This is a genomic window from Microcoleus sp. FACHB-68 (genome assembly GCF_014695715.1).
GTDB lineage: Bacteria > Cyanobacteriota > Cyanobacteriia > Cyanobacteriales > Oscillatoriaceae > FACHB-68.
This window is the reverse complement of record NZ_JACJOT010000003.1, coordinates 103433-123898: the sequence shown is the minus strand read 5'-3', so window position 1 is coordinate 123898 and position 20466 is coordinate 103433. Positions and strand designations below refer to the sequence as shown.

The 20466-nt window shown below is 49.6% G+C and carries 7 protein-coding genes; 3 read left to right on the top strand and 4 right to left on the bottom strand.

Annotated features, from left to right (window positions below; translation table 11 throughout):
• The first annotated feature begins 222 nt into the window (after positions 1-222).
• The 3 genes from H6F73_RS26315 (at position 223) to H6F73_RS02965 (ending at position 3862) form a co-directional block, all read left to right on the top strand.
• Positions 223-1506 carry a HEAT repeat domain-containing protein gene (locus tag H6F73_RS26315; RefSeq protein WP_190757334.1) on the top strand — a complete coding sequence of 428 codons (1284 nt, stop codon included), beginning with the start codon at positions 223-225 and terminating at the stop codon, positions 1504-1506.
• A 153-nt stretch (positions 1507-1659) separates the two neighbouring features.
• Entirely contained in the window at positions 1660-2775 is a 1116-nt protein-coding gene (locus tag H6F73_RS02970) for a glycosyltransferase family 4 protein (RefSeq protein WP_347239462.1), read from the top strand.
• Positions 2776-2926: 151 nt separating this feature from the next.
• Positions 2927-3862: an LD-carboxypeptidase gene (locus H6F73_RS02965; RefSeq protein WP_190757333.1), complete on the top strand. Its 936-nt coding sequence runs from the start codon at positions 2927-2929 to the stop codon at positions 3860-3862.
• Positions 3863-4036: 174 nt separating this feature from the next.
• Here the strand turns inward: H6F73_RS02965 and H6F73_RS02960 are convergent, their stop codons facing one another.
• The 4 genes from H6F73_RS02960 to H6F73_RS02945 form a co-directional block, all read right to left on the bottom strand.
• The gene (locus H6F73_RS02960; protein ID WP_190757332.1) at positions 4037-4813 is read right to left on the bottom strand and encodes an MBL fold metallo-hydrolase; all 777 of its coding nucleotides are present in this window, start codon (positions 4811-4813) and stop codon (positions 4037-4039) included.
• A 49-nt stretch (positions 4814-4862) separates the two neighbouring features.
• A complete protein-coding gene (locus tag H6F73_RS02955; RefSeq protein ID WP_190757331.1) occupies positions 4863-13100 on the bottom strand; it encodes a putative Ig domain-containing protein in 8238 nt (2745 codons plus the stop codon).
• Between the two features lie 722 nt (positions 13101-13822).
• A complete protein-coding gene (locus tag H6F73_RS02950) occupies positions 13823-17707 on the bottom strand; it encodes an Ig-like domain-containing protein (protein WP_190757330.1) in 3885 nt (1294 codons plus the stop codon).
• Positions 17704-20370, bottom strand: a complete 2667-nt coding sequence (locus H6F73_RS02945) for a hypothetical protein (RefSeq protein ID WP_347239461.1) — start codon at positions 20368-20370, stop codon at positions 17704-17706. The genes H6F73_RS02950 and H6F73_RS02945 overlap by 4 nt, the downstream gene beginning before the upstream one ends.
• Positions 20371-20466 lie beyond the last annotated feature (96 nt).

Sequence of the window (20466 nt, the reverse complement as noted above, 5' to 3'; positions counted from 1 at the left end):
CGGCAACAGGTCGATGAACCGGCGCGGCTAGCTGGTTAATGATTTTAGATTTTTGATAGGTAACTCCAAAAACAAACCGAAATCATCGAAAATCAAAGTTCCACCAGCAGCAGCCACAGATGATCTGTGATTCGTGCAGGATGCATAACGGGTAGGATTGAGCTAGCTTAATTACACCTGAATCGCTCACGCTGGTTGACTCCCCCACCCCCGCGTTAGAATATGGTGCTTTACCGCTCCACCGTGTTGCTCGTTACCTGCGCTAGTTGCCTGGGTTTTGCGCCCAGTCCAGCCAAAGGATTCATTCACCCAAACCGAACCGGGGAAATTTCGATAACGCCCCTAGAGGGCGCAGTGGTTCTGAACTCCCTGCAAGTGGCTCAAGCAAACGCCCCCGCCGGCATAGAACGCCCTCCCCTCGGACCAGGCGATCGGCACCCGGCAGTGCGAGAACTGCAAAAGACGCTGAAAACTTTGGGATACTACAGCGGTGCCGAGAATGGCGTCTATGAAGCCACGACAGCCGAAGCCGTCGCGCAATTTCAAGCCGGTGCCGGTTTAGAAGCGGATGGGGTTGTCGGTTCCACAACTTGGGATCGCTTGCAAATCGCCCAAAACCAAGCAAAACCCGCCCCTTCCCCAGACGCTCAAAAAGCATCGAATTCAAAATCTAACCTTTCAAAGTTGCTGCAAGGCAAAACAAAATGGTTATTGCTTGGTTTCGGTGTAATTGTGGTTGCTGGAATTGTCGCAGGGATATTTAATTTGCTCATGCGTTCTGGCGAAGACGAAGAGGATTTAGATCCCGATAGCCGGCCATCGCGAACTCCCCAACATCCAGGGCCGGCTGAGTCTGAAAACTCGCATAATCTACATCATAAAGCAACCAATTCAGGCATTCGCCAGCATAATTATGACAGTAACGGCTATCCTGAATTAGGTGCAACCGGCTCAGAAAAAAGGGATGAAAAAGAGCCGGTAGACTCAACTCCACCAGAATTTTTAGCCGTTGAAGAAATCACTCGCCTTCAGAAAATCGATATAATTGACGAATTGATCAAAGATTTACAAAAGCCCGATCCGGCGAAGCGACGTAAAGCAATTTGGGAACTGGGGCAACGGGGAGACTCCCGCGCCGTACAGCCTTTGGTGAATTTGATGGTAGATTCAGATTCCAAGCAGCGCAGCTTGATCCTGGCAGCTTTATCTGAAATTGGCACCCGCACCCTTAAACCGATGAACCGAGCTTTAGCAGTTTCTCTGCAAGATGATAATGCTGAAGTGCGAAAAAATGCAATTCGGGACTTAACCCGTATTTATGAATTAGTTTCTCAAATGAGTCAGATATTGCGTCACGCGATTGACGATCCAGACGATGAAGTGCGCGAAACCGCTAACTGGGCATTAGCGCAGTTGAGCAATATACGTGGGTTGCCGGTTGGAGAAAATCGAACCAGCCGGTCAAATTCTGCAAATCCGCCGGAAGACTCTACTGGGGAGTTTTGAGTTTTTACTTTTGAATGCCCAATGCCCCTACCGTTCTTGTTGGCGAAGCCTTGCCCCATGCCCAATTTTGAGTTTTGAGAGGGTGAAAGAGTATCAGGGCAGGATAAATTTAAGGATTGAGCAACTAATCGTACTGAACAAAAAACGCAAATCGTGACTGGTAAATCTATAAACTCACTCAAACTTCTATTTCTTTCCACACCTGTTGGGCAATTGGGTTCAGGACTCGGCGGCGGAGTGGAACTGACTTTGTATAATATTGCCCTGGAAATGCACCGGCGAGGGCATCATTTGGATATTGTCGCGCCGGCAGGCTCTCGTTTAGATTCATTTCCAATTAAAGAAATAGCCGGCGAATTGCAAATCACAGCCCAAACTCAGGAACGCGACGCTTTGATTTGTATGCCGGGAAATTCTTTACTGGCAAATATGTGGGAGTGTGCTCGCCAAATTCAAGGAAATTACGATTTAATTGTTAATTTTGCTTACGATTGGTTGCCTTTTTATCTAACGCCTTTTTTTAATTGTCCCATCGCGCATTTTGTCAGTATGGGATCGCTCTCTGATGCGATGGATCAAATCGTTGAACAGGTGGCAATTCAGTTTCCCGGTACAATTGGTCTTTACACAAAGTCTCAGGCAGAAACCTTTGCTTTAAAATCTTCTGAACTCAACTCGTCATGGTGCGAGGTTTTAGGCAGTGGCGTTGATTTATCCCTTTACGATTTTTGTGCTTCTCCCGCTCCTCAGTTGGCTTGGTTAGGTCGAATTGCCCCAGAAAAAGCCCTAGAAGATGCCGTCGCGGCGGCTCAAATTGCCGGCATTCCCCTGAAAATATTTGGCAAAATGCAGGATGATGCATATTGGAAGCAGATTTGTCAAGAGTATCCGGATGCGCCGGTGGAATATATGGGATTTTTCTCAACTCAAAAGCTGCAAGAACAGTTAGGAAAATGTCAGGCAATGCTAATGACGCCGCGCTGGGTGGAAGCATTTGGAAATGTGGCAATCGAGGCGCTAGCGTGTGGAGTGCCGGTGATTGCTTATCGGCGCGGAGGGCCGGCTGAAATAGTCCAAGATGGCAAAACCGGCTTTTTAGTAGAACCAGATAGTGTCGAAGGCTTAGTCAATGCAATTAAGCGCTTAGATGAAATTGACCGTTTAGAGTGCCGGCGGCAAGCAGAAACAGAATATTCTTTAGAAGCATTGGGTGATCGTATGGAACAATGGTTCCAAACTATTAAACAGCTTGCCAACCCAAGTTCTTAAATGAAACCGCAGATAAACATCGGCCATAACAGACAATCTATCTGTGCTATCTGTGTTTATCTGTGGACGCAAGTGAAACTTGAATGACGAGCAAAGCACATTCAAGTTTCACCTGCGGAATCTGTGGTTATAAAATCTTTATCCCGATAAAATGCAATCCCAAATCCCCAATCTCAATTCTAAAATTCAACTGCCACCGGCACTCAAACCAGGCGATCTACTGCGGGTAATTGCGCCGAGTGGGTGTCTACGAGAATTTGAAGCCTTTGAGAAAGCAGTGGAAATTTGGCGAAATCGGGGATATGGAGTGGAACTGAGTCCCGGTTACGATAGCCGGTGGGGTTATTTAGCCGGCAACGATGAAGATCGCCGGCAGCAATTAGCAGACGCCTGGAAAGATCCGGAGTGTCGTGCGATTCTCTGTGCCAGAGGCGGTTACGGGGGTGCGAGAATTCTAGAAGATTGGAGTTGGGATGAATTACTCAGCAATCCCAAATGGTTGATTGGTTTTTCCGATATCACCGCTATCCTCTGGAGTCTCTTTCAAACCGGCATCTCAGGCGTTCATGGCCCTTTGCTAACAACGCTGCCGGCTGAACCTGAATGGACAATGCAGCGGCTATTTGACTGGGTAGAAAATCATTCTATAGAACCGTTGCAAGGCACCGGCTGGGGTGGAGGACAAGCGAGTGGGTATTTGCTGCCGGCAAATCTAACAGTCGCAACCCATCTGCTAGGGACGGCAGCGCAACCCTCCTTAGAGGGCGCAATTTTAGCGTTTGAGGATGTTGCGGAAGTCCCGTATCGAATTGACCGGATGCTGACTCAGTGGCGGCTGATGGGAAAATTTAAAGGCGTGCGGGGAATTGCATTGGGGCGCTTCAGCCGGTGTATAAATGATCCGAACATCCCCAGCTTTACGGTTGAAGAAGTCTTACGAGATCGCTTAGGGGATTTGGGGTTGCCGGTTGTTTCTGACTTGCCTTTCGGTCATGAAGGAGAAAATGCAACCCTGCCAGTTGGAGTGCCGGTTGTCCTAGATGGAGATAAAGGCACATTAGACTTTGCCCCAGTGCCGGCACAATAGGCCGGTAAAAAACCTAAAAACCTACACAAGCGCCATCTGCGTATGCCTGCGGCACGCTGCGCTATCATCTGTTTATCCCCAACTACAGACTATCGCCTACATCTGCGTTTATCTGCGTTTATCTGCGGTTAAAAATAACAAAAACTCTGCATTCACCCATTAATCCCGCCCAACCTAAATCACAGCCCGGTTTTGCAATTGAATTTCAAACGCTTCCCCAGGCTTAGCGTCAATCACTTGCGTGGATAAATTATTCTGAGCCAACAACGAACGAAATTCATCAAGACTGCCGACAGCCCGAAGGATAGACATCAGCAATCCTTCAAAGATGACATCGCCACCGGCAGCCGTGGGTAACATTACTTGAGGTTGCAGAAGTTTAGCCACTTCTAAAGCACTTTGGCTGCCTTTAATAATGGAACCCACTAGCGGCAGCGCCAAGTCAACAATCGGCACAATGACGACATCCACCGGGGCAGATGCTTTGAGGGCTGGGGAATGATACCCATGAGGCTCATAGTAGAGAGTCGTGCCGGCATCCAAATCTTTAAGAAGATACCCATTTTCCACAAGTTGGGGGCCAATGGGAGAGCCGGGAGTCGCTTTGATTTCTACTTTATTGGCAACAGTAAAGCCGCCGCCGTGGGCAAGTGCAGTGACTTGAGTGAAACCCAATTCTTTCACAACTTTAACGGCACTGGGTGAACCCACAACCGGAATGTTGCGATTCAGTTGTTTGAGGGTAGGTGGGTGTGTGTGATCTTCTAATCCCTGTGAGAGCAGAATCAAGTCAATGTTTTCTGGGATTTCTCTGGCTTTAGGACGATCGCCTTTGAACAGCCAAGGCAGGTTGCCAAAGACCAAAGGGCCAACTAACCAGGGATCGAGGAGTATCCGCAGGCCGGCCATGTTAATCAGCCAAGAGTTACTGTCTAGCCAAGTTAGCTGCATCGCATCTACAAAATGATATCTGACTGTATTTTAGGCAGTTGTGACATTTCTACAACAGAACATTAACCGTTACACCCGCCTGAACTAGAAGCGTCGCACTGCTGCTGGTGTATTGATTGAAACCGTTGGCTGTGCCGGCGAATGTAAAGCCTGACGCACTCACGATATCGCCGGCATTGCCCTCTACAGTCAACGTGCTAGTCGAACCAGACAAGCTGATCACATCTCTTGCGCCCAAATTCAGGGTGTTATTACCGGCACCTGTCATATTGATTCGCTCAATACCCTGGATCAGAGGGTCACGAATCGCTGTGAGATCGAGGGCCATGCCGGCACCGCCAAGCAACAAGGTGTCAGTCCCCAAACCCCCATCAATGCGCCGGAAGCCGGTATCGCTAATCGCCACAACGTCATCACCGGCACCCCCATATAGCACATCAGGGCCGCCATTGCCGATGAGTTGATCGCTGCCCAAGCCGCCGACCAGAATATCTGCTGCGGCAGTGCCGGTGAGAATATCCCCTGCGGCAGTTCCCATCTGTGTCACCGACGCCGTGAAATCGCCGCCATAAACCACGTAGGAAGCGCCGGAATAATTATTTCCATTCGGATCAGCGGCAAAAGCCCCTACAATCACGTCAGCGAAGCCATCACCATTAAGATCCCCTGCCGCACTGACGGAACGACCGGATAAATCAGTGGCCGATGCACCGTTGAGAGCAAAACCCCCATCGCCGGCTGCGACTGCGCTTAAGTTCACTACGGTGTTATTCGCCTTCCCGAACACGACATAAGATTTGCCAGAGTAAGCCCCATTCGGATCAGCCAAGCGAGCACCGACGATCAGGTCATCCAGACCATCGCCGTTGACATCGCCGGCTGAACTTACTGAAATGCCGGCATGATCGCCTGCTGTTTCCCCATTGATGGTAAAGCCGCCGTTATTGCCTGATGGGCCGCCAAACACCACATAAGCTCTGCCAGGGGAAGTTTGATTGGGGTCACCATTATACGCGCCCACAATCACGTCTGCGTAGCCATCACCATTGACATCTCCGGCTTCGCTCACAGAACGGCCCAATCGGTCGTTTGTCGCTTCACCGTTAATGGCAAAGCCGCCGGTATTTCCTGCTACAGTGCCCAAAGCCACCGCCGTGGTAGTTGTTTTGCCATACACCACATAAGCTTTGCCGGCGCTAAGAATTCCGTTCGGGTCGGCCCAGTCAGCGCCTACAATCAGGTCAGCCAAACCATCTCCGTTGACATCCCCAGCTGAACTAACCGAGTTGCCGGTTTGGTCATTGACCCCCTCGAATGTAATCGCAAAACCGCCCGTTCCGTTGGAGATCGTGTTCAAGTTTATCGGCACTGTGTTGTTCGCCTTGCCAAACACAACGTAAGCCCTGCCGCTTCTCAGATACTCCTGCTCAACAAGCACGCCATTGTTGTTGGCATCGCGGCCAAAAGCGGGAGCACCGACGATCAAGTCATCCAAACCGTCGCCGTTGACATCGCCGGCCCCGCTGACTGACAAACCGGATTCAATGCCAATCCATTCGCCGTTAATCACAAAGCCGCCGGTTCCGGGATTGGCTGCCACAGCAGTCAAATTCACCGCCGTGTTGTTGGCCTTACCGAATACCACATAGGATTTGCCGGAGGATAGCCCATTGGGATCGGCCCGATCGGCACCGATAATCAAGTCAGCCAGTCCATCGCCGTTGACATCGCCGGCCCCGCTGACTGAGATGCCGGCCCTATCAAATCCGGCCTCTCCATTGATCTCAAAGCCGCCATTGGTGCCAGATGGCCCTCCAAACACGACATAAGATTTCCCAGCAGATCCAGCGGTCGGTGCGTCGGCATAGGGCGCACCGATAATCACGTCAGCAAAGCCGTCCCCATTCACATCTCCTGCCCCACTTGCCGAGAAACCGGCCCATTCAAATGGAGCTTGACCATTGACGCTAAAACCTCCGCTTCCTACTGGCACATTGGTGGCGGTGGCAATGGCGCTTAACTGGACTTGTGAGGCGACAGTTAGCGTTACGGTTCCGATATCGGTGAGGCCGGTGCTATCGCTGACAGTGTATTCCAAGGTTGTCGGGCCGGCAAACCCTGGAGTTGCCCGGTAGGTAATAATGCCGTTATTGATCGAGGCAGTCCCATTCGCTGCGGTTACTGCGGTAATGGTAAGCGTGTCTGCCGGCAGGTCAGCATCTGTATCATTAGCCAGCAAAGTAGCGAATGGAATTTCCAAGCGGCTACTTAATAGCACCGGCGTGGTAATGATGTCGTCCACCGCTACTGGCGCGTTGCCATTCCCAACTGTCAAAGTAAATGTATCGATGACACTGCCGCCGTTGCCATCTGATGCTAGAACATTGATTGAAAGGGGGCTGGCAGTTCCATTGGGTGGAGTGCCACTGAAGGTGCGGGTTGTTGGGTTAAATGTCAACCACGCTGGCAATGGTGCGTTGTTATCTAGCGTGGCACTGTAAGTTAACACATCGCCATCAATATCAGTGAAAGTATTAACGTCAAATGTGTAGTTAAATGCTGTGCCGACGTTCGCGTTTTGATCGGCAATGGCAGTGACCACCGTTGGGGCATCATTGGTATTTGTCACCCCCAAAATAAATGTATCTGTGATACTGCCGCCGTTGCCATCTGATGCTAGAACATCGATTGATAGGTTGCCCACATCTCCATTGGCTGGAGTCCCGCTAAAGGTGCGAGTTGCTGCGTTAAATGTTAACCAGGCCGGCAATGCTGCGCCGCCGGCTACGGTGGCACTGTAGGTTAACGCATCTCCATCTGGATCTGTAAATGTATTGGCCGCAAACGTGAAGTTAAAGACACTATCTTCAGGGGTATTTTGGTCAACGATGGGGGTAGCAACGATTGGCGGGTCATTGGTATTTATCACACCCAAATTGAATGTATCGATAGCAATGCCGCCGTTGCCATCTGATGCTTGAACATCAATTGATAGGTTGCCTACATCGCCATTGGCTGGAGTCCCGCTAAAGGTGCGGGTTACTGGGTTAAATGTTAACCAGGCCGGTAATGCTGCGCCGCCGGTTTGGGTGGCACTGTAGGTTAACGCATCGCCATCAGGGTCGTTAAAGGTTGTCTCGACCAACGTGAAGTTAAAGACACTATCTTCTAGTGTATTTAGATCAGCGATGGGGTTAACAACTACTGGATCGTTATTAACATTAACCACCAAATTAAATGTATCGACGACACTGCCGCCGTTGCCATCTGATGCTAGAACATTGATTGAAAGGGGGCTGGCAGTTCCATTGGGTGGAGTGCCACTAAAGGTGCGGGTTGTTGGGTTAAATGTCAACCACGCTGGCAATGGTGCGTTGTTATCTAGGGTGGCACTGTAAGTTAACACATCGCCATCAATATCAGTGAAAGTATTAATGTCAAATGTGTAGTTGAACGCTGTGCCGGCGTTCGTGTTTTGGTCAGCAATAGCAGTGACAACCGTTGGCGCGTCGTTAACATTGTCAATCACTAAATTAAATGTCTCTGTTGCAATGCCGCCGTTGCCATCTGATGCTTGAACATCGATTGAAAGATTGCCCACATCTCCATTGGCTGGAGTGCCGCTAAAGGTGCGGGTTGCTGCGTTAAATGTTAACCACGCCGGCAATGCTGCGCCGCCGGTTTGGGTGGCACTGTAGGTTAACGCGTCGCCATCAATATCGTTAAAGGTTGTCTCGACAAACGTGAAGTTAAAGACACTATCTTCAGGGGTATTTAGGTCAGCGATGGCGTTGGCAACTGTTGGGACATCATTGGTATTTGTCACACCCAGAATAAATGTATCTGTGACACTGCCGCCGTTGCCATCTGATGCTTGAACATCGATTGAAAGATTGCCCACATCTCCATTGGCTGGAGTGCCGCTAAAGGTGCGGGTTGCTGGGTTAAATGTTAACCAGGCCGGCAATGCTGCGCCGCCGGTTTGGGTGGCACTGTAGGTTAACGCGTCGCCATCAATATCGTTAAAGGTTGTCTCGACAAACGTGAAGTTAAAGACACTATCTTCAGGGGTATTTAGGTCAACGATGGGGGTAGTAACGATTGGGTCATCATTGACATTGTCAATCTCCAAAATAAATGTATCTGTGACACTGCCGCCGTTGCCATCTGATGCTAGAACATTGATTGATAGGGTGCCTACATCTCCATTGGCTGGAGTGCCACTGAAGGTGCGGGTTGCTGCGTCAAATGTTAACCAGGCCGGCAATGCACCCCCGCCGGCTACGGTGGCACTGTAGGTTAACGCATCTCCATCTGGATCTGTAAATGTATTGGCCGCAAACGTGAAGTTAAAGACACTATCTTCATCGGTATTTTGGTCAACGATGGGGGTAGCAACGATTGGCGGGTTATTATTAATCGCCAGAGTAAATGTATCGGTGACACTGCCGCCGTTGCCATCTGATGCTTGAACAGTGATTGAAAGGGAGCTGGCAGTTCCATTGGTTGGAGTGCCACTGAAGGTGCGGGTTGTTGGGTTAAATGTTAACCAGGCCGGCAGTGGTGTGCCGTCGGTTAGGGTGGCACTGTAAGTTAATACATCGCCATCCATATCATTGAAAGTTGTGGCAGCAAATGTGTAGTTGAATGCTGTGCCGGCGTTCGCGTTTTGATTGGCAATGGCAGTGACAACCGTTGGGGCATCATTGGTATTTGTCACACCCAAAATAAATGTCTCTGTGACACTGCTGCCGTTGCCATCTGATGCTTGAACATCAATTGATAGGGTGCCAACATTTTCATTGGTTGGAGTCCCACTGAAGGTGCGGGTTGCTGCGTTAAATGTTAACCACCCCGGCAATGCACCCCCGCCGGTTTGGGTGGCACTGTAGGTTAATGTGTCGTTATCAGGATCTGTAAATGTATTGGCCGCAAACGTGAAGTTAAAGACACTATCTTCATCGGTATTTTGGTCAACGATGGGGGTCGTAACGATTGGGTCATCATTGACATTATTTACCACCAAACTAAATGTATCGATAGCAATGCCGCCGTTGCCATCTGATGCTTGAACATCAATTGAAAGGGGGCCTACATCTCCATTGGCTGGAGTGCCGCTAAAGGTGCGGGTTGCTGGGTTAAATGTTAACCAGGCCGGCAATGGTTCGCCGCCGGTTAAGGTGGCACTGTAAGTTAACGCATCTCCATCAATATCGTTGAAAGTTGTTTCGGCAAATGTGAAGTTAAAAGTAGCGTCTTCTAGGGTATTTAGGTCAGCAATGGGATTGACAACCGTTGGCACGTCATTGACATTGCCAATCACCAAATTAAATGTATCGATGGCACGGCCACCCTTGCCATCTGATGCTTCAACATCAATTGATAGGGTGCCAACATTTTCATTGCTTGGGGTGCCGCTAAAGGTGCGGGTGGTGGGATTAAATGTTAACCAGGCCGGCAGTGTAGCGCCATTGGTGAGTTTGGCTGTGTAGGTTAATGCATCTCCATCGAGATCATTAAAGGTTGTGCCGGCAAATGTGAAATTAAAAGTAGCGTCTTCTAGGGTATTTTGGTCAGTGATGGGGTTGACAACCGTTGGTAGATTGTTAGTGGGGTCAATATTGTCAATCACCAAATTAAATGTATTGATGACAATGCCCCCGTTGCCATCTGATGCTTTAACATCGATTGATAGGGTGCCAACATCTCCATCGGTTGGAGTGCCACTAAAGGTGCGGGTTGCTGGGTTAAATGTCAACCAGGCCGGCAATGGTTCGCCGCTGGTTAGAGTGGCACTGTAGGCTAATGGATCTCCATCGGCATCGTTAAAGGTTGTGTCGGCAAATGTGAAGTTAAAAACCCTATTTTCTGGAGTATTTAGCTCGGCAATGGGGTTAACAACCGTTGGCTTATTGTTAACATTGTCAATCACCAAATTAAATGTATCGATGAGACGGCCACCCTTGCCATCTGATGCTTCAACATCGATTGATAAGGTGCCAACATCTTCATTGGTTGGGGTGCCACTAAAGGTGCGGGTGATGGGATTAAATGTCAGCCAGGCCGGCAGTGTAGCGCCATTGGTGAGTTTGGCTGTGTAGGTTAATGCATCTCCATCGGCATCATTAAAGGTTGTGCCGGCAAATGTGAAATTAAATACACTATCTTCGGGAGTATTTAAGTCAGCGATAGGGTTAGCAACCGTTGGCTCATCATTGACATTTCCAATTACCAAATTAAATGTATCGATAGCAATGCCGCCGTTGCCATCTGATGCTTGAACATCAATTGATAGGGTGCCAACATCTCCATTGGCTGGAGTGCCACTGAAGGTGCGGGTTGCAGGGTTAAATGTTAACCAGGCCGGCAAGGGTGCGCCGCCGGTTTGGGTGGCTGTGTAGGTTAATACATCCCCATCAATATCTGCAAACGTATTGGCAGCAAATGTGAAATTAAATACACTATCTTCGGGGGTATTTAAGTCAGCGATAGGGTTAGCAACCGTTGGCGCATCCTCAATATGGTCAATCACCAAAGTAAATGTATCGGTGACAATGCCGCCTTTACCATCTGATGCTTGAACATCGATTGATAGGTTGCCCACATCCCCATTGGTTGGGGTGCCACTAAAGGTGCGGGTAGTGGGATTAAATGTTAACCACGCCGGCAATGGTTCGCCGCCGGTTAGAGTGGCTGTGTAGGTTAACGCGTCGCCATCGGGATCTGTAAAGGTTGTGCCGGCAACTGTGAAGTTAAACGGTGTATCAGCACCTGCAAGTTGGTCAACGATGGGGTTAGCGGTTGCCGGCGCTTCATTGGTGTTTTGAAGGGTGATCGGGAAGTCTTTGTCAAAAGTCTTGCCGGCTGCGTCAGTCACGCGCACTTTTATGGTGTGACTGGCTTGGGCTTCAAAGTCTAAGGACGCGCCTGGGGCGACTTTTAACTGATCGCCGTCAATTATAAACAGACCACCGGCATCGTCGAGTAATTCATAAGTATGCGTATCCTTGGCATCAGGATCAATAGCAGATAAACTACCGATGACAGTGCCGGCTGGACTATTTTCATTAACGGCACCACCCGATAGCAAAATATCGTTCGGGGATGCCGAGGGGCTAGGCGAAGGACTTCCTCCTCCTCCCGGTATTGGATTAGGCGAAGGACTTCCTCCTCCCGGTGTTGGACTAGGTGTTTCTGTATCCTCCCCAGGTGCGGTGGGGGGAGTGGGGGTTAAGGAGATGAAATTTTCTCGGCTAAGAGTGCCGGTGAAGCCTTTCAAGATGGCTAAATATTCGCCCAGAACCTTGTCTTGAATAATGGTGTAACCGGCATACTCGCCTGTGCCGGCAAATATATTTAAATCGTCAAAGGTAATTCCGCCGATTAACTGAAATTTATCGCTGCCGGTGCCAAAATCGAGCACCCAGTCGGCATCGGCTATATTGATTCCACCCGTTGTGCGATAACCGGCAACATCGTCTCGTCTGCCAATCACGAAGGTGTCGTCTCCGTCGCCTCCGTTGAGTGTGTCCGAACCGAGATCGCCGATTAAAACATCATTGCCTACATCGCCATATAGCAGATCGTTGTCTTTGCCGCCGTGGACTGTATCATTGCCTTGCCCACCGTGAACGGTATCATCGCCTTCGTTGCCGGCAACCCAATCATCGTCTTCGTTGCCGTTTAGGTAATCTTCCCCTTCGCCGCCTACAACTTGGTCGTTGCCTTCCTCACCGAGTGCCGTATCATTACCGAGATCGCCACTGACTTGGTCATCGCCTAAATTACCAAATAGCTGGTCATCATTTTTGCCGCCGTGTAGGATATCATTTCCTTCGCCGCCATACACCGTATCATTATCGGCATTCCCGTTTATATAGTCGTTGCCGGCATTGCCAAATAAAACGTCTGATTTATCTTCTTCAATTGTGTCGGTAAGGGGAGAAGATAGGGGATCATTTGACTTCTGGGTGTCTGTGGGCTGATTGTTGCCGTTCCCACCGATAATTGTGTCATCTCCACTCTCACCGTAGACTGTATCACTGCCTAGATCGCCATAGAGCAAATCGTTGTCTTTGCCACCGTGCACGATATCATTTTCCTGGCCCCCCCGTACTGTATCGCTGCCGGCGTTACCATTCAATAAGTCGTTGTCTGTGTTACCACTAATCCAGTCATTTAATTCTAATCCCAGCAATTCGTCTTCGCCGGCCCACCCCATTATTGTGTCGTTTTCTAATGCGCCGGTGAGCAAATCCCGTTGAGATGAACCTCTGATTTCTGGCATAGTTTCAGCTTCCAAATGGTAAAATAGACCCTAAGTAATCGATTTAAAATTTTTGAGAAAAACTAAGCACAGCCTTTTGTTGCTTGTTCTACAATCGGACAAGCAATGTTTTTTTTTACTTGTAAGTAGAAATTTTTGCCTGACAAGGAATTTCCTTGTATCCCGCAAAACACCCTTAAATATCAGACCTGATAGCTCTGCGATTGAAGATCGGGATTTACCCAATTTTCGCAAAAGCTCAAAGGCTCTTTAAATGAGCTGTTTCGATTTTGCCTATTTTGGTCGTGAATGTCCAGTAGTTTTACGGATACATCCAAAAAAAAACCAAAAATTCACACAAAGCGAAGAAATACTAATTTTTGGTAAAGATAACTGACTGGTACAACCACTGATTGTCCAGCCGGAGAGCTCCCGATGCAGGCCAATGGTGTTTGCCAGAACATCGTTATCGGCAATGCCTCTACAGGGGAACGTGAGAACACGGATTTGCTGTAAAAGTTTTTGTTAGCATAGAACAAACGTCCAGTAATTGCCACAGCGTCTTGAAGTGTCGCGGCAAATGGGGAGTGATCCCATAAAGAAAATTAAGATTATATGCATTTAATTTGCTTTTTTACAACCTTTTTGTTTAAGTTAAATAGATTGCAATATCAGATTATTTGAAACATTAAGCTGTTTCAATAAAAGCAAATTAGATGTATAGGGGTTGGGAAGGGTAGAAATTAGAGATTAGAAAATTTCTTGCCCTGTGCTATTTTATTTGCTTGCTTGTCTTCTTTTTCCAGCGCCGGCACCGGCTTTTGCAATCCAAAGCCGCTAAACAATTCATTCAATTTGACAGTTAACCCCAAATAAGGCCCACTGGCGGATCGGGAACCGTCAAAGTCGCGATCCGTGACATCGCCGAACACATAACCGGCAGCTAAGCGCAAGTTCGGCGTTAAATAGTAACCAGTTTCTAGCACCCAGCCAATTTCGCTGTAATCATCTGCCGGCTGTCCGATCCAGCGCACTTCTCCAACGGCATCCCAGCGATAGCCGAGTCGGTAAGTGCTACGGAGTTGGGTTAGATAAATCGTGCCGGTGCCGGCAAGATCGTTTGCTAGGTACGAGGTACTGGTACGCATCGCACCTTTGCCATAAAATTCCCAACGCCAATTTGGTGCATAAATTGCTTCTAAGGCAAAGGTATGGTCGTTGGAACTGCTGCTATTGTCAAAGAAAATACTATCCGGGATGATTGAAGGGTTGCTGCGATATTCGTATCGGAAAAGCGCATTAAATTTGTCATCAATCGGATCGCGGTAAGCCAATCCTAAGCGCAGGTTGATGCTATCTCCCAATTCTTCGAGCAGTTGGTTGGCGCTGGAAGCTTGCTGGTAGCGGAGTAGTGCAGTAACGGCGCGGGAAATTTTGCCGGTGGCTGCGGCTGAAATTACGGTGTTGCCGCCGGCAGATGAGGTGCGGTGTTCGTATCTGGCAGAGGCTTGAAAATCGGTATCGTTATTATATTGAATCCCCACACTGTAACTATCGCCGCCGCGAACACCCAAAGCTGATGCCCCTTGTCCGTAAGCATAGGGTTGAGCGAATTGTACGCCGGTGCCGGTGCGTCCGAATAAATCGCCAAAAATATGTTCGTAGCTGCCTTCAACTCTTAATCCTGGGGCAATTGTCCAACCTTGACGAATTCCCACTGCACCTGTCATGGCTTGGGCATTGACGACGCCAAACCTGCCGGTTAAGGCGGTATCTTCTCCGAGTTTATAATCGCCGAGAAAGTCTAAGCTGGTAATTGAGTTGTTCTCAAATTGCCCGCCATTGAAAAAGATATGACTTAGTCGGAGCGTAATGCCTGGATACGCTGCCCAGTCTAGGGCAAGAATTGTTCTATCCGGATAAATAATATCTTGCTCAGAAGCAAGATTGAGTTCATTTTGAGCGCGGAAGGTAAGGTTATTGGCAATTCGATAGCTAAGGCGCGATCGCAGTTGTGATGAGGTAGTTTCGAGGGGGTTGGTTGGGCGGTTGTCTTCCCGATGCCGGTTAATCCAGTCAAATTCTAGGGAAGCATTTGTGCCAATTCGCTGCAAGACGCCGGCGGATAGGGTGGTGAGAGAGTTATCCACTTGGCTGCCGGGAATAGATTCAAGTCTGGGTTCAAATAAGTCGGCGTAGGAAGTTAGGGGACGTGGGGCGATTCCCTGATTTTTTTCATGGTCGTATTGAAATCGCAGTAGGGTGGATCGGGTGATGCCGGCAGACAGTTGTGCACCATAGCGACTTTGACCGGCAACAAAGCTAGTGGTGGCGTTATTATTAAACCCGGTATCGGTGGATCGGTAATAGAGCCGGTAGTTTAATAACGATTGGAAATTCGTAATCGGTAGCGGATAGTTGGGAATTTCAGCGGGCAATTGGGGATTTAGGGTTTCTTCCTCACCCACTCTCCCAATCTCTTCCTCTCCCACTCTCTCCCTCTCTGCCTCTACCCCTCGGCTAACTCCCCGCCTGCCAATTCCGCCGTTCAATTCCAGCCGGTAAGCGGAACCGCTAACGTTCCCTAAAATATCAGAGTCATTGCGGGAATGGGCGTATTCCCCAACTAATCGGCTATTGTTGCCAAACGAAAGTAGGATATCTCCGCCGTAGAGTTCAAAGTCTCGGACGCCGCGATCTTCGCGTAGATAAGTCGCACCGATCCAGGAGGGACGGTTAAAGTCGCGTGAAATGTTGTATTGCAGGTGACTGCCTAAAATGCTGGTGCTGTTGTCTTGGCTGTCGTACTGGTAGGTACTGATAATTCGCCGCACTAATATCGTGCCGGTGGGATCTGCGTTAACCCGTAAAATCGGACGCCGGAAAAGTAAGGTGCCTCGGTCGTAGTCGATTTCGTAGTCGCTGCTGCGGGTGAGTTGCTGCCGGTAAAGCACTGTGCCGGGACGATCTAATTCTTCGACTTCCAGAAATACGTCTTCGCTGCCAGGAATAACCAGCCGGCGGGAGAGAAAGTAGAAGCCGCTAGTCCCGTCGGGGATAATGCTATCTCGCTGAAACCCTTCTACGTCCTGGCTATAGAAGCCGGTGATTTGCAGGTTTCCGAGATTGTAGTTACCTTTAAATCCGTGTAATGAACGGGTGATGCCGGTGAATTGTTGGGATGGGGTGGAAAATTCCGAAAGGGCATAGTCTCCCCACATGAAATAATCAGGTTGAGCACCTTCAATTAAAGGCGAGTGTTCAAATCTTAAATAGACGCTATCTCTAGAAGGTGCAACAGTTTCTCGGCTGCAATTGTCGCCGTAAGTAGGATATTGCTGTTCGTAAAATTGCAAATCTTGAAATAGCCGGCGATCAAATCCGTTGCAAGTGTCGTTAAGATTGCGGGCACTATTATATGCGCCGGTGAATAGCCAGTTTCCCAAGGTGCCGGTGGTGAAGGCTGCGCCTCTGGCGTTGAGTTGGTAGTTATTATCACCGTCGGCAGGAAGGAAGTTACTAAAACTATCCCAAAAGTCAGTACCGCGCCGGCCAAAGCGAAAATCGATAACGCCGGTGAGCAAGTTGGGTCTTAAGTTTGTCTCGAATTCAATTTGGGTGAAGGCTTCAAGTTGCGGGTTAGGAATATCGGCTGGGGCGTTGAGGTTAGGTGTGCCGGCACGAATCCGAACAATGCCGGCTTGCAAACTTGATTGCAGGGTGGCGCTGAATTCTCCATTGCTGGTTTTGACTTGGTATCCCGGTTGGTCGGGATCAGCGTCCACAGAGATAAATTTCCCGGAACTGGTAGCCAGCGTAATCGTGGCGTCGCGGTTGGTAGGGTTGCCGGCGCTATCTAAAATTTGGCCGGTGACGGTGGCTGTAGACCGGCTATCTGCTGGAATGCGGGCCTCGAGGGTTTGGATTTTCAGTTGGGCGGGTATGCCTCGAACGAAAATACTAATTTTGGTTGCCGGCATTGAAGAATTTTGTGACGCACCGGCTTGCTGTCTGGCTTCTATAATATTTTCCCCTTCGTTGAGGGGGACGCCGTACCAGGTTTGGGTTGTGGTGCCGGTGTTGGGATCAGTTTCAGTTTGACCGATGAGGGCGGGATCGACCGGCTTGCCATTGACCAGTAGTTGAATTTGGCTGCCGGTGGGATATTGCACCACAATTGTGGTTGCCGGTAAATCTAATACCGTGCCGGCAGATGGACTAATTATGAGTGCTGAGTCCTGAGTTCTGAGTTCTGAGTCTTGAGTGGGGAGGGGTAAGTCTTGAGTCCTCAGTTCTGAGTTCTGAGTCTTGAGTTCTGAGTAACCAATGCCCATACCTTTAGGTTGGCGCAGCCTTGCCCCATGCCCAATGCCCAATGCCCCATGCCCATTTCTCGAAATGCTATTTTCTTTTAAACGTAAATTATTTGAATTTATATCATGGGTCGCTTGCGCCCACATTTTTCCCTTGTACTGATCTATATTAGCATGATACGCTGAGTTTTCAAAGGGAGTCAACAATGTTCCTACAAAGTAATGATTTCTCGTAAGAATTTGGGCGCTAGAAATTTCTTGAGATGCGATCGCCCCAACTAAACTGATTAGAAAGACGGATGTTAAGTTTTTCATTGTCCTCTGCTCCTATACTCCCCCTCTCCTGTACTGCCACTCTCGCCCTCAAAGGCTGGGGTAATGCCAAAGTTCATGCGTACCAAGCCGCCCGGTTCTAACCGCACGAGTCGGGATTGGCTATTTCGTTCACTGAAAAACTCATTTGGGGCGAAGGTGTAACCCGGAACGCTGGTGAGGTCGAGAACGCCGGTGCGGTAGCCAGGAAGGACGTTGGCAACGGAGAAGAGACCGTCATTGTCGGTGGTAATCCGGTTGCCGTCGTCTAAGAAAACTACGGCGTTTGGAACACCCGGTTCACCTTGTTGTTGCTCGCCATCAAAGTTTTTATCAACAAAAACACGCCCGATGAGAGTGCCACAGTCGGAGACGATTCCAGGCCGGATGGTGAGGCGGTGAGTAGCTGGGCCGTCCTTAATGTCGAGGTTGTTGTCACTGCGCCGGCCATTGACGGTGGCGGAGTTGCGACCGTCGCCCCGCACGGAGTCTGGGGTTAAACGGGCGGCGTAGGCGATGTTAAGAATTTTACCGGCAGGGATGGTAAAGGTGCCGGCATTGAAGGTAATTTCTCGACCATTACTATCACTGGTAATGGTTACAGCTTGCCCATCTAATTCACCGCGAACCGAGTCAGATCGGAAGCTGAGGCCGAGGGGCAGTTGGTCGCGGATGGTGATGTTGTTGGCAGCGACACTGGAAAGATTGCGGATAGAGAGGCGGTAAATAACCGTGTCACCCGGTTCGGCGGCAATGCGATCGCCGGTTTTGATAATTTCGATTTCTCTGGCTTCGCAGACAGCGGCGCTGAGGTCGAGAACGGCTAAATCCAGCCTGCGGCGGTTCGGATCTTGTGGGCTAAGAGTGCCGGCAGCAGAGGTATTCGTCGTGCCGGCACCAATTGGTCTGCCATCGAGGGAAGTGGCAGTGTAGCTAATACTGCCGGTGTTACTTTGTCCGATCTCAATCCGAATACGACGCTGGTTGTAGTTGGAATCTGGGGGCGGATTGACGACTAAAATATAACGGCGTCCTGCCTCTAGCTGACCTCGATTTAAGTCCAGCAGGAAGTTATAACCGCCGCGATCTCCGTTGGTAAGGAAGAAGGGGTTGCTGTTTTCCGTGTTGGGGGAACTACCTTCTAAAATATCGTTATCGCCAATATCTGGATATTCGGTGCCGGTGAGGGCGATTAATTTACCCAGTCCAGTGCCGGTGGGATCAGCAGCGTCTGCTTCGTAGAGGGCAACACTAAAGCCGGTGTAGTCGGGTAAAAGTTCGCCGGCGCAACCTGTAATGCGTCCCAAGGGTGAGGTAAGAGGTTGTCTGACGGTGACAGGGGAAATAATCACGCTTTGCCCCACCGGCTTGGTGACATCATCTTTGTCTCCAATATTGACGGTGACAGAGGTGCCGGTGTTGGGAACGGGTTTGACATCGACATCAACCACGACGATGACGCCACCCCCAGGCGGGACGACAACGGGAGTGGGAGTGTTTGCCGGCACTGGCGTGGGAGTTGGAGTTGGGGTTGTAGTGGGTGTGGGAGTTGGCGTAGGTTCTGGAGTCGGAGTTGGCGTAGGTTGTGGAGTTGGCGTTGGCGTAGGTTCTGGGGTTGGCGTTGGCGTAGGTTCTGGGGTTGGAGTGGGAATGGGAATGGGAATGGGCGTGGGAGTTGGAGTAGGACAGTCGGTGAGAAGAAAGGCACCGGGATCATCAGCATTGACGACTTGATAACGAACGCCGGTAACGGTGCCAGGACCGATCGTCTGCTGCTGAACGGTGCGCGGATCGGGAACTTCAAATCTTAAAGAGGTGTTGCCTGGGTTGGAGACGACGTATTCAAATTTAAGAACATCTCCTTCATCCACGCCGCTGCGAATGCCGCTGCGGATGCTATCGATTTCGCGGATAAAGTCGTCTCGCAGTTGGGTGAGAAGGTCGGCTTTTTCGGGAATTGCGCCTACCATTGCCTGAAAGCCGGTTTCAAAGGCTTGATTAGCAGATGTGCTGCCGGTGGATGTGATCAGTGCGGCGATAGTTTGTTGGGTGGCTGTTTCTGCTTCGGTTTCTGTTAAACCGGCTGCTACGAGTTGCGTTTTGACTAAATTGGCAAATACCGACACGCCTATTTCTTGTGCCGCTGAACGTTCTAATCCTTGAATGATTTCCGCTTTTGCCGGCACTGCTTGTACAACCGCATCTCTAGAAATTCTGGCAAGTTGGGAGAAGGTGGCGCTGCTGGGTTGCTGTGCCAGGGCAACGGTTACGGCGATCACGGCTTTGGTGGCTTCTTCTTGGGCAAAGCCAAGTCTGACTAATTCATCTGCCAATGCGCCGGCAAATGCACCGGCAACGAAGTTATCATTGCCATCACGAACGCCGCCCGGTGATATCCTGAGAGGGCCGGTGCCGATTAAACCCAAGTTTATTGCGCTAGAAAGTCCGTTGATGGGTTCTGGGTTAACTGAGTCGCTGTAGGTAAAACCGGCTTGATTTTGCACGACGATGCCGGGAATTACGCAGTCAGGGTTTTGTTCTTGCGCCACCACAGCAGCCGGTAAAAGTAACGCCGCGAAAGGTAAAACAGTCAGAAGGGTGAAAAATGAACCCTCATTTTTCTGGTTTCTGGCTTTATCTTTGAATTGTGATGGCGGGTTGAACACCTGATTTTATACCTCTTTTTAGATCATGGATTTTGGGATTTTTTAACCGCAGATAAACGCAGATAAACGCAGATGAAAGTAGGATTTTTTTAAAGT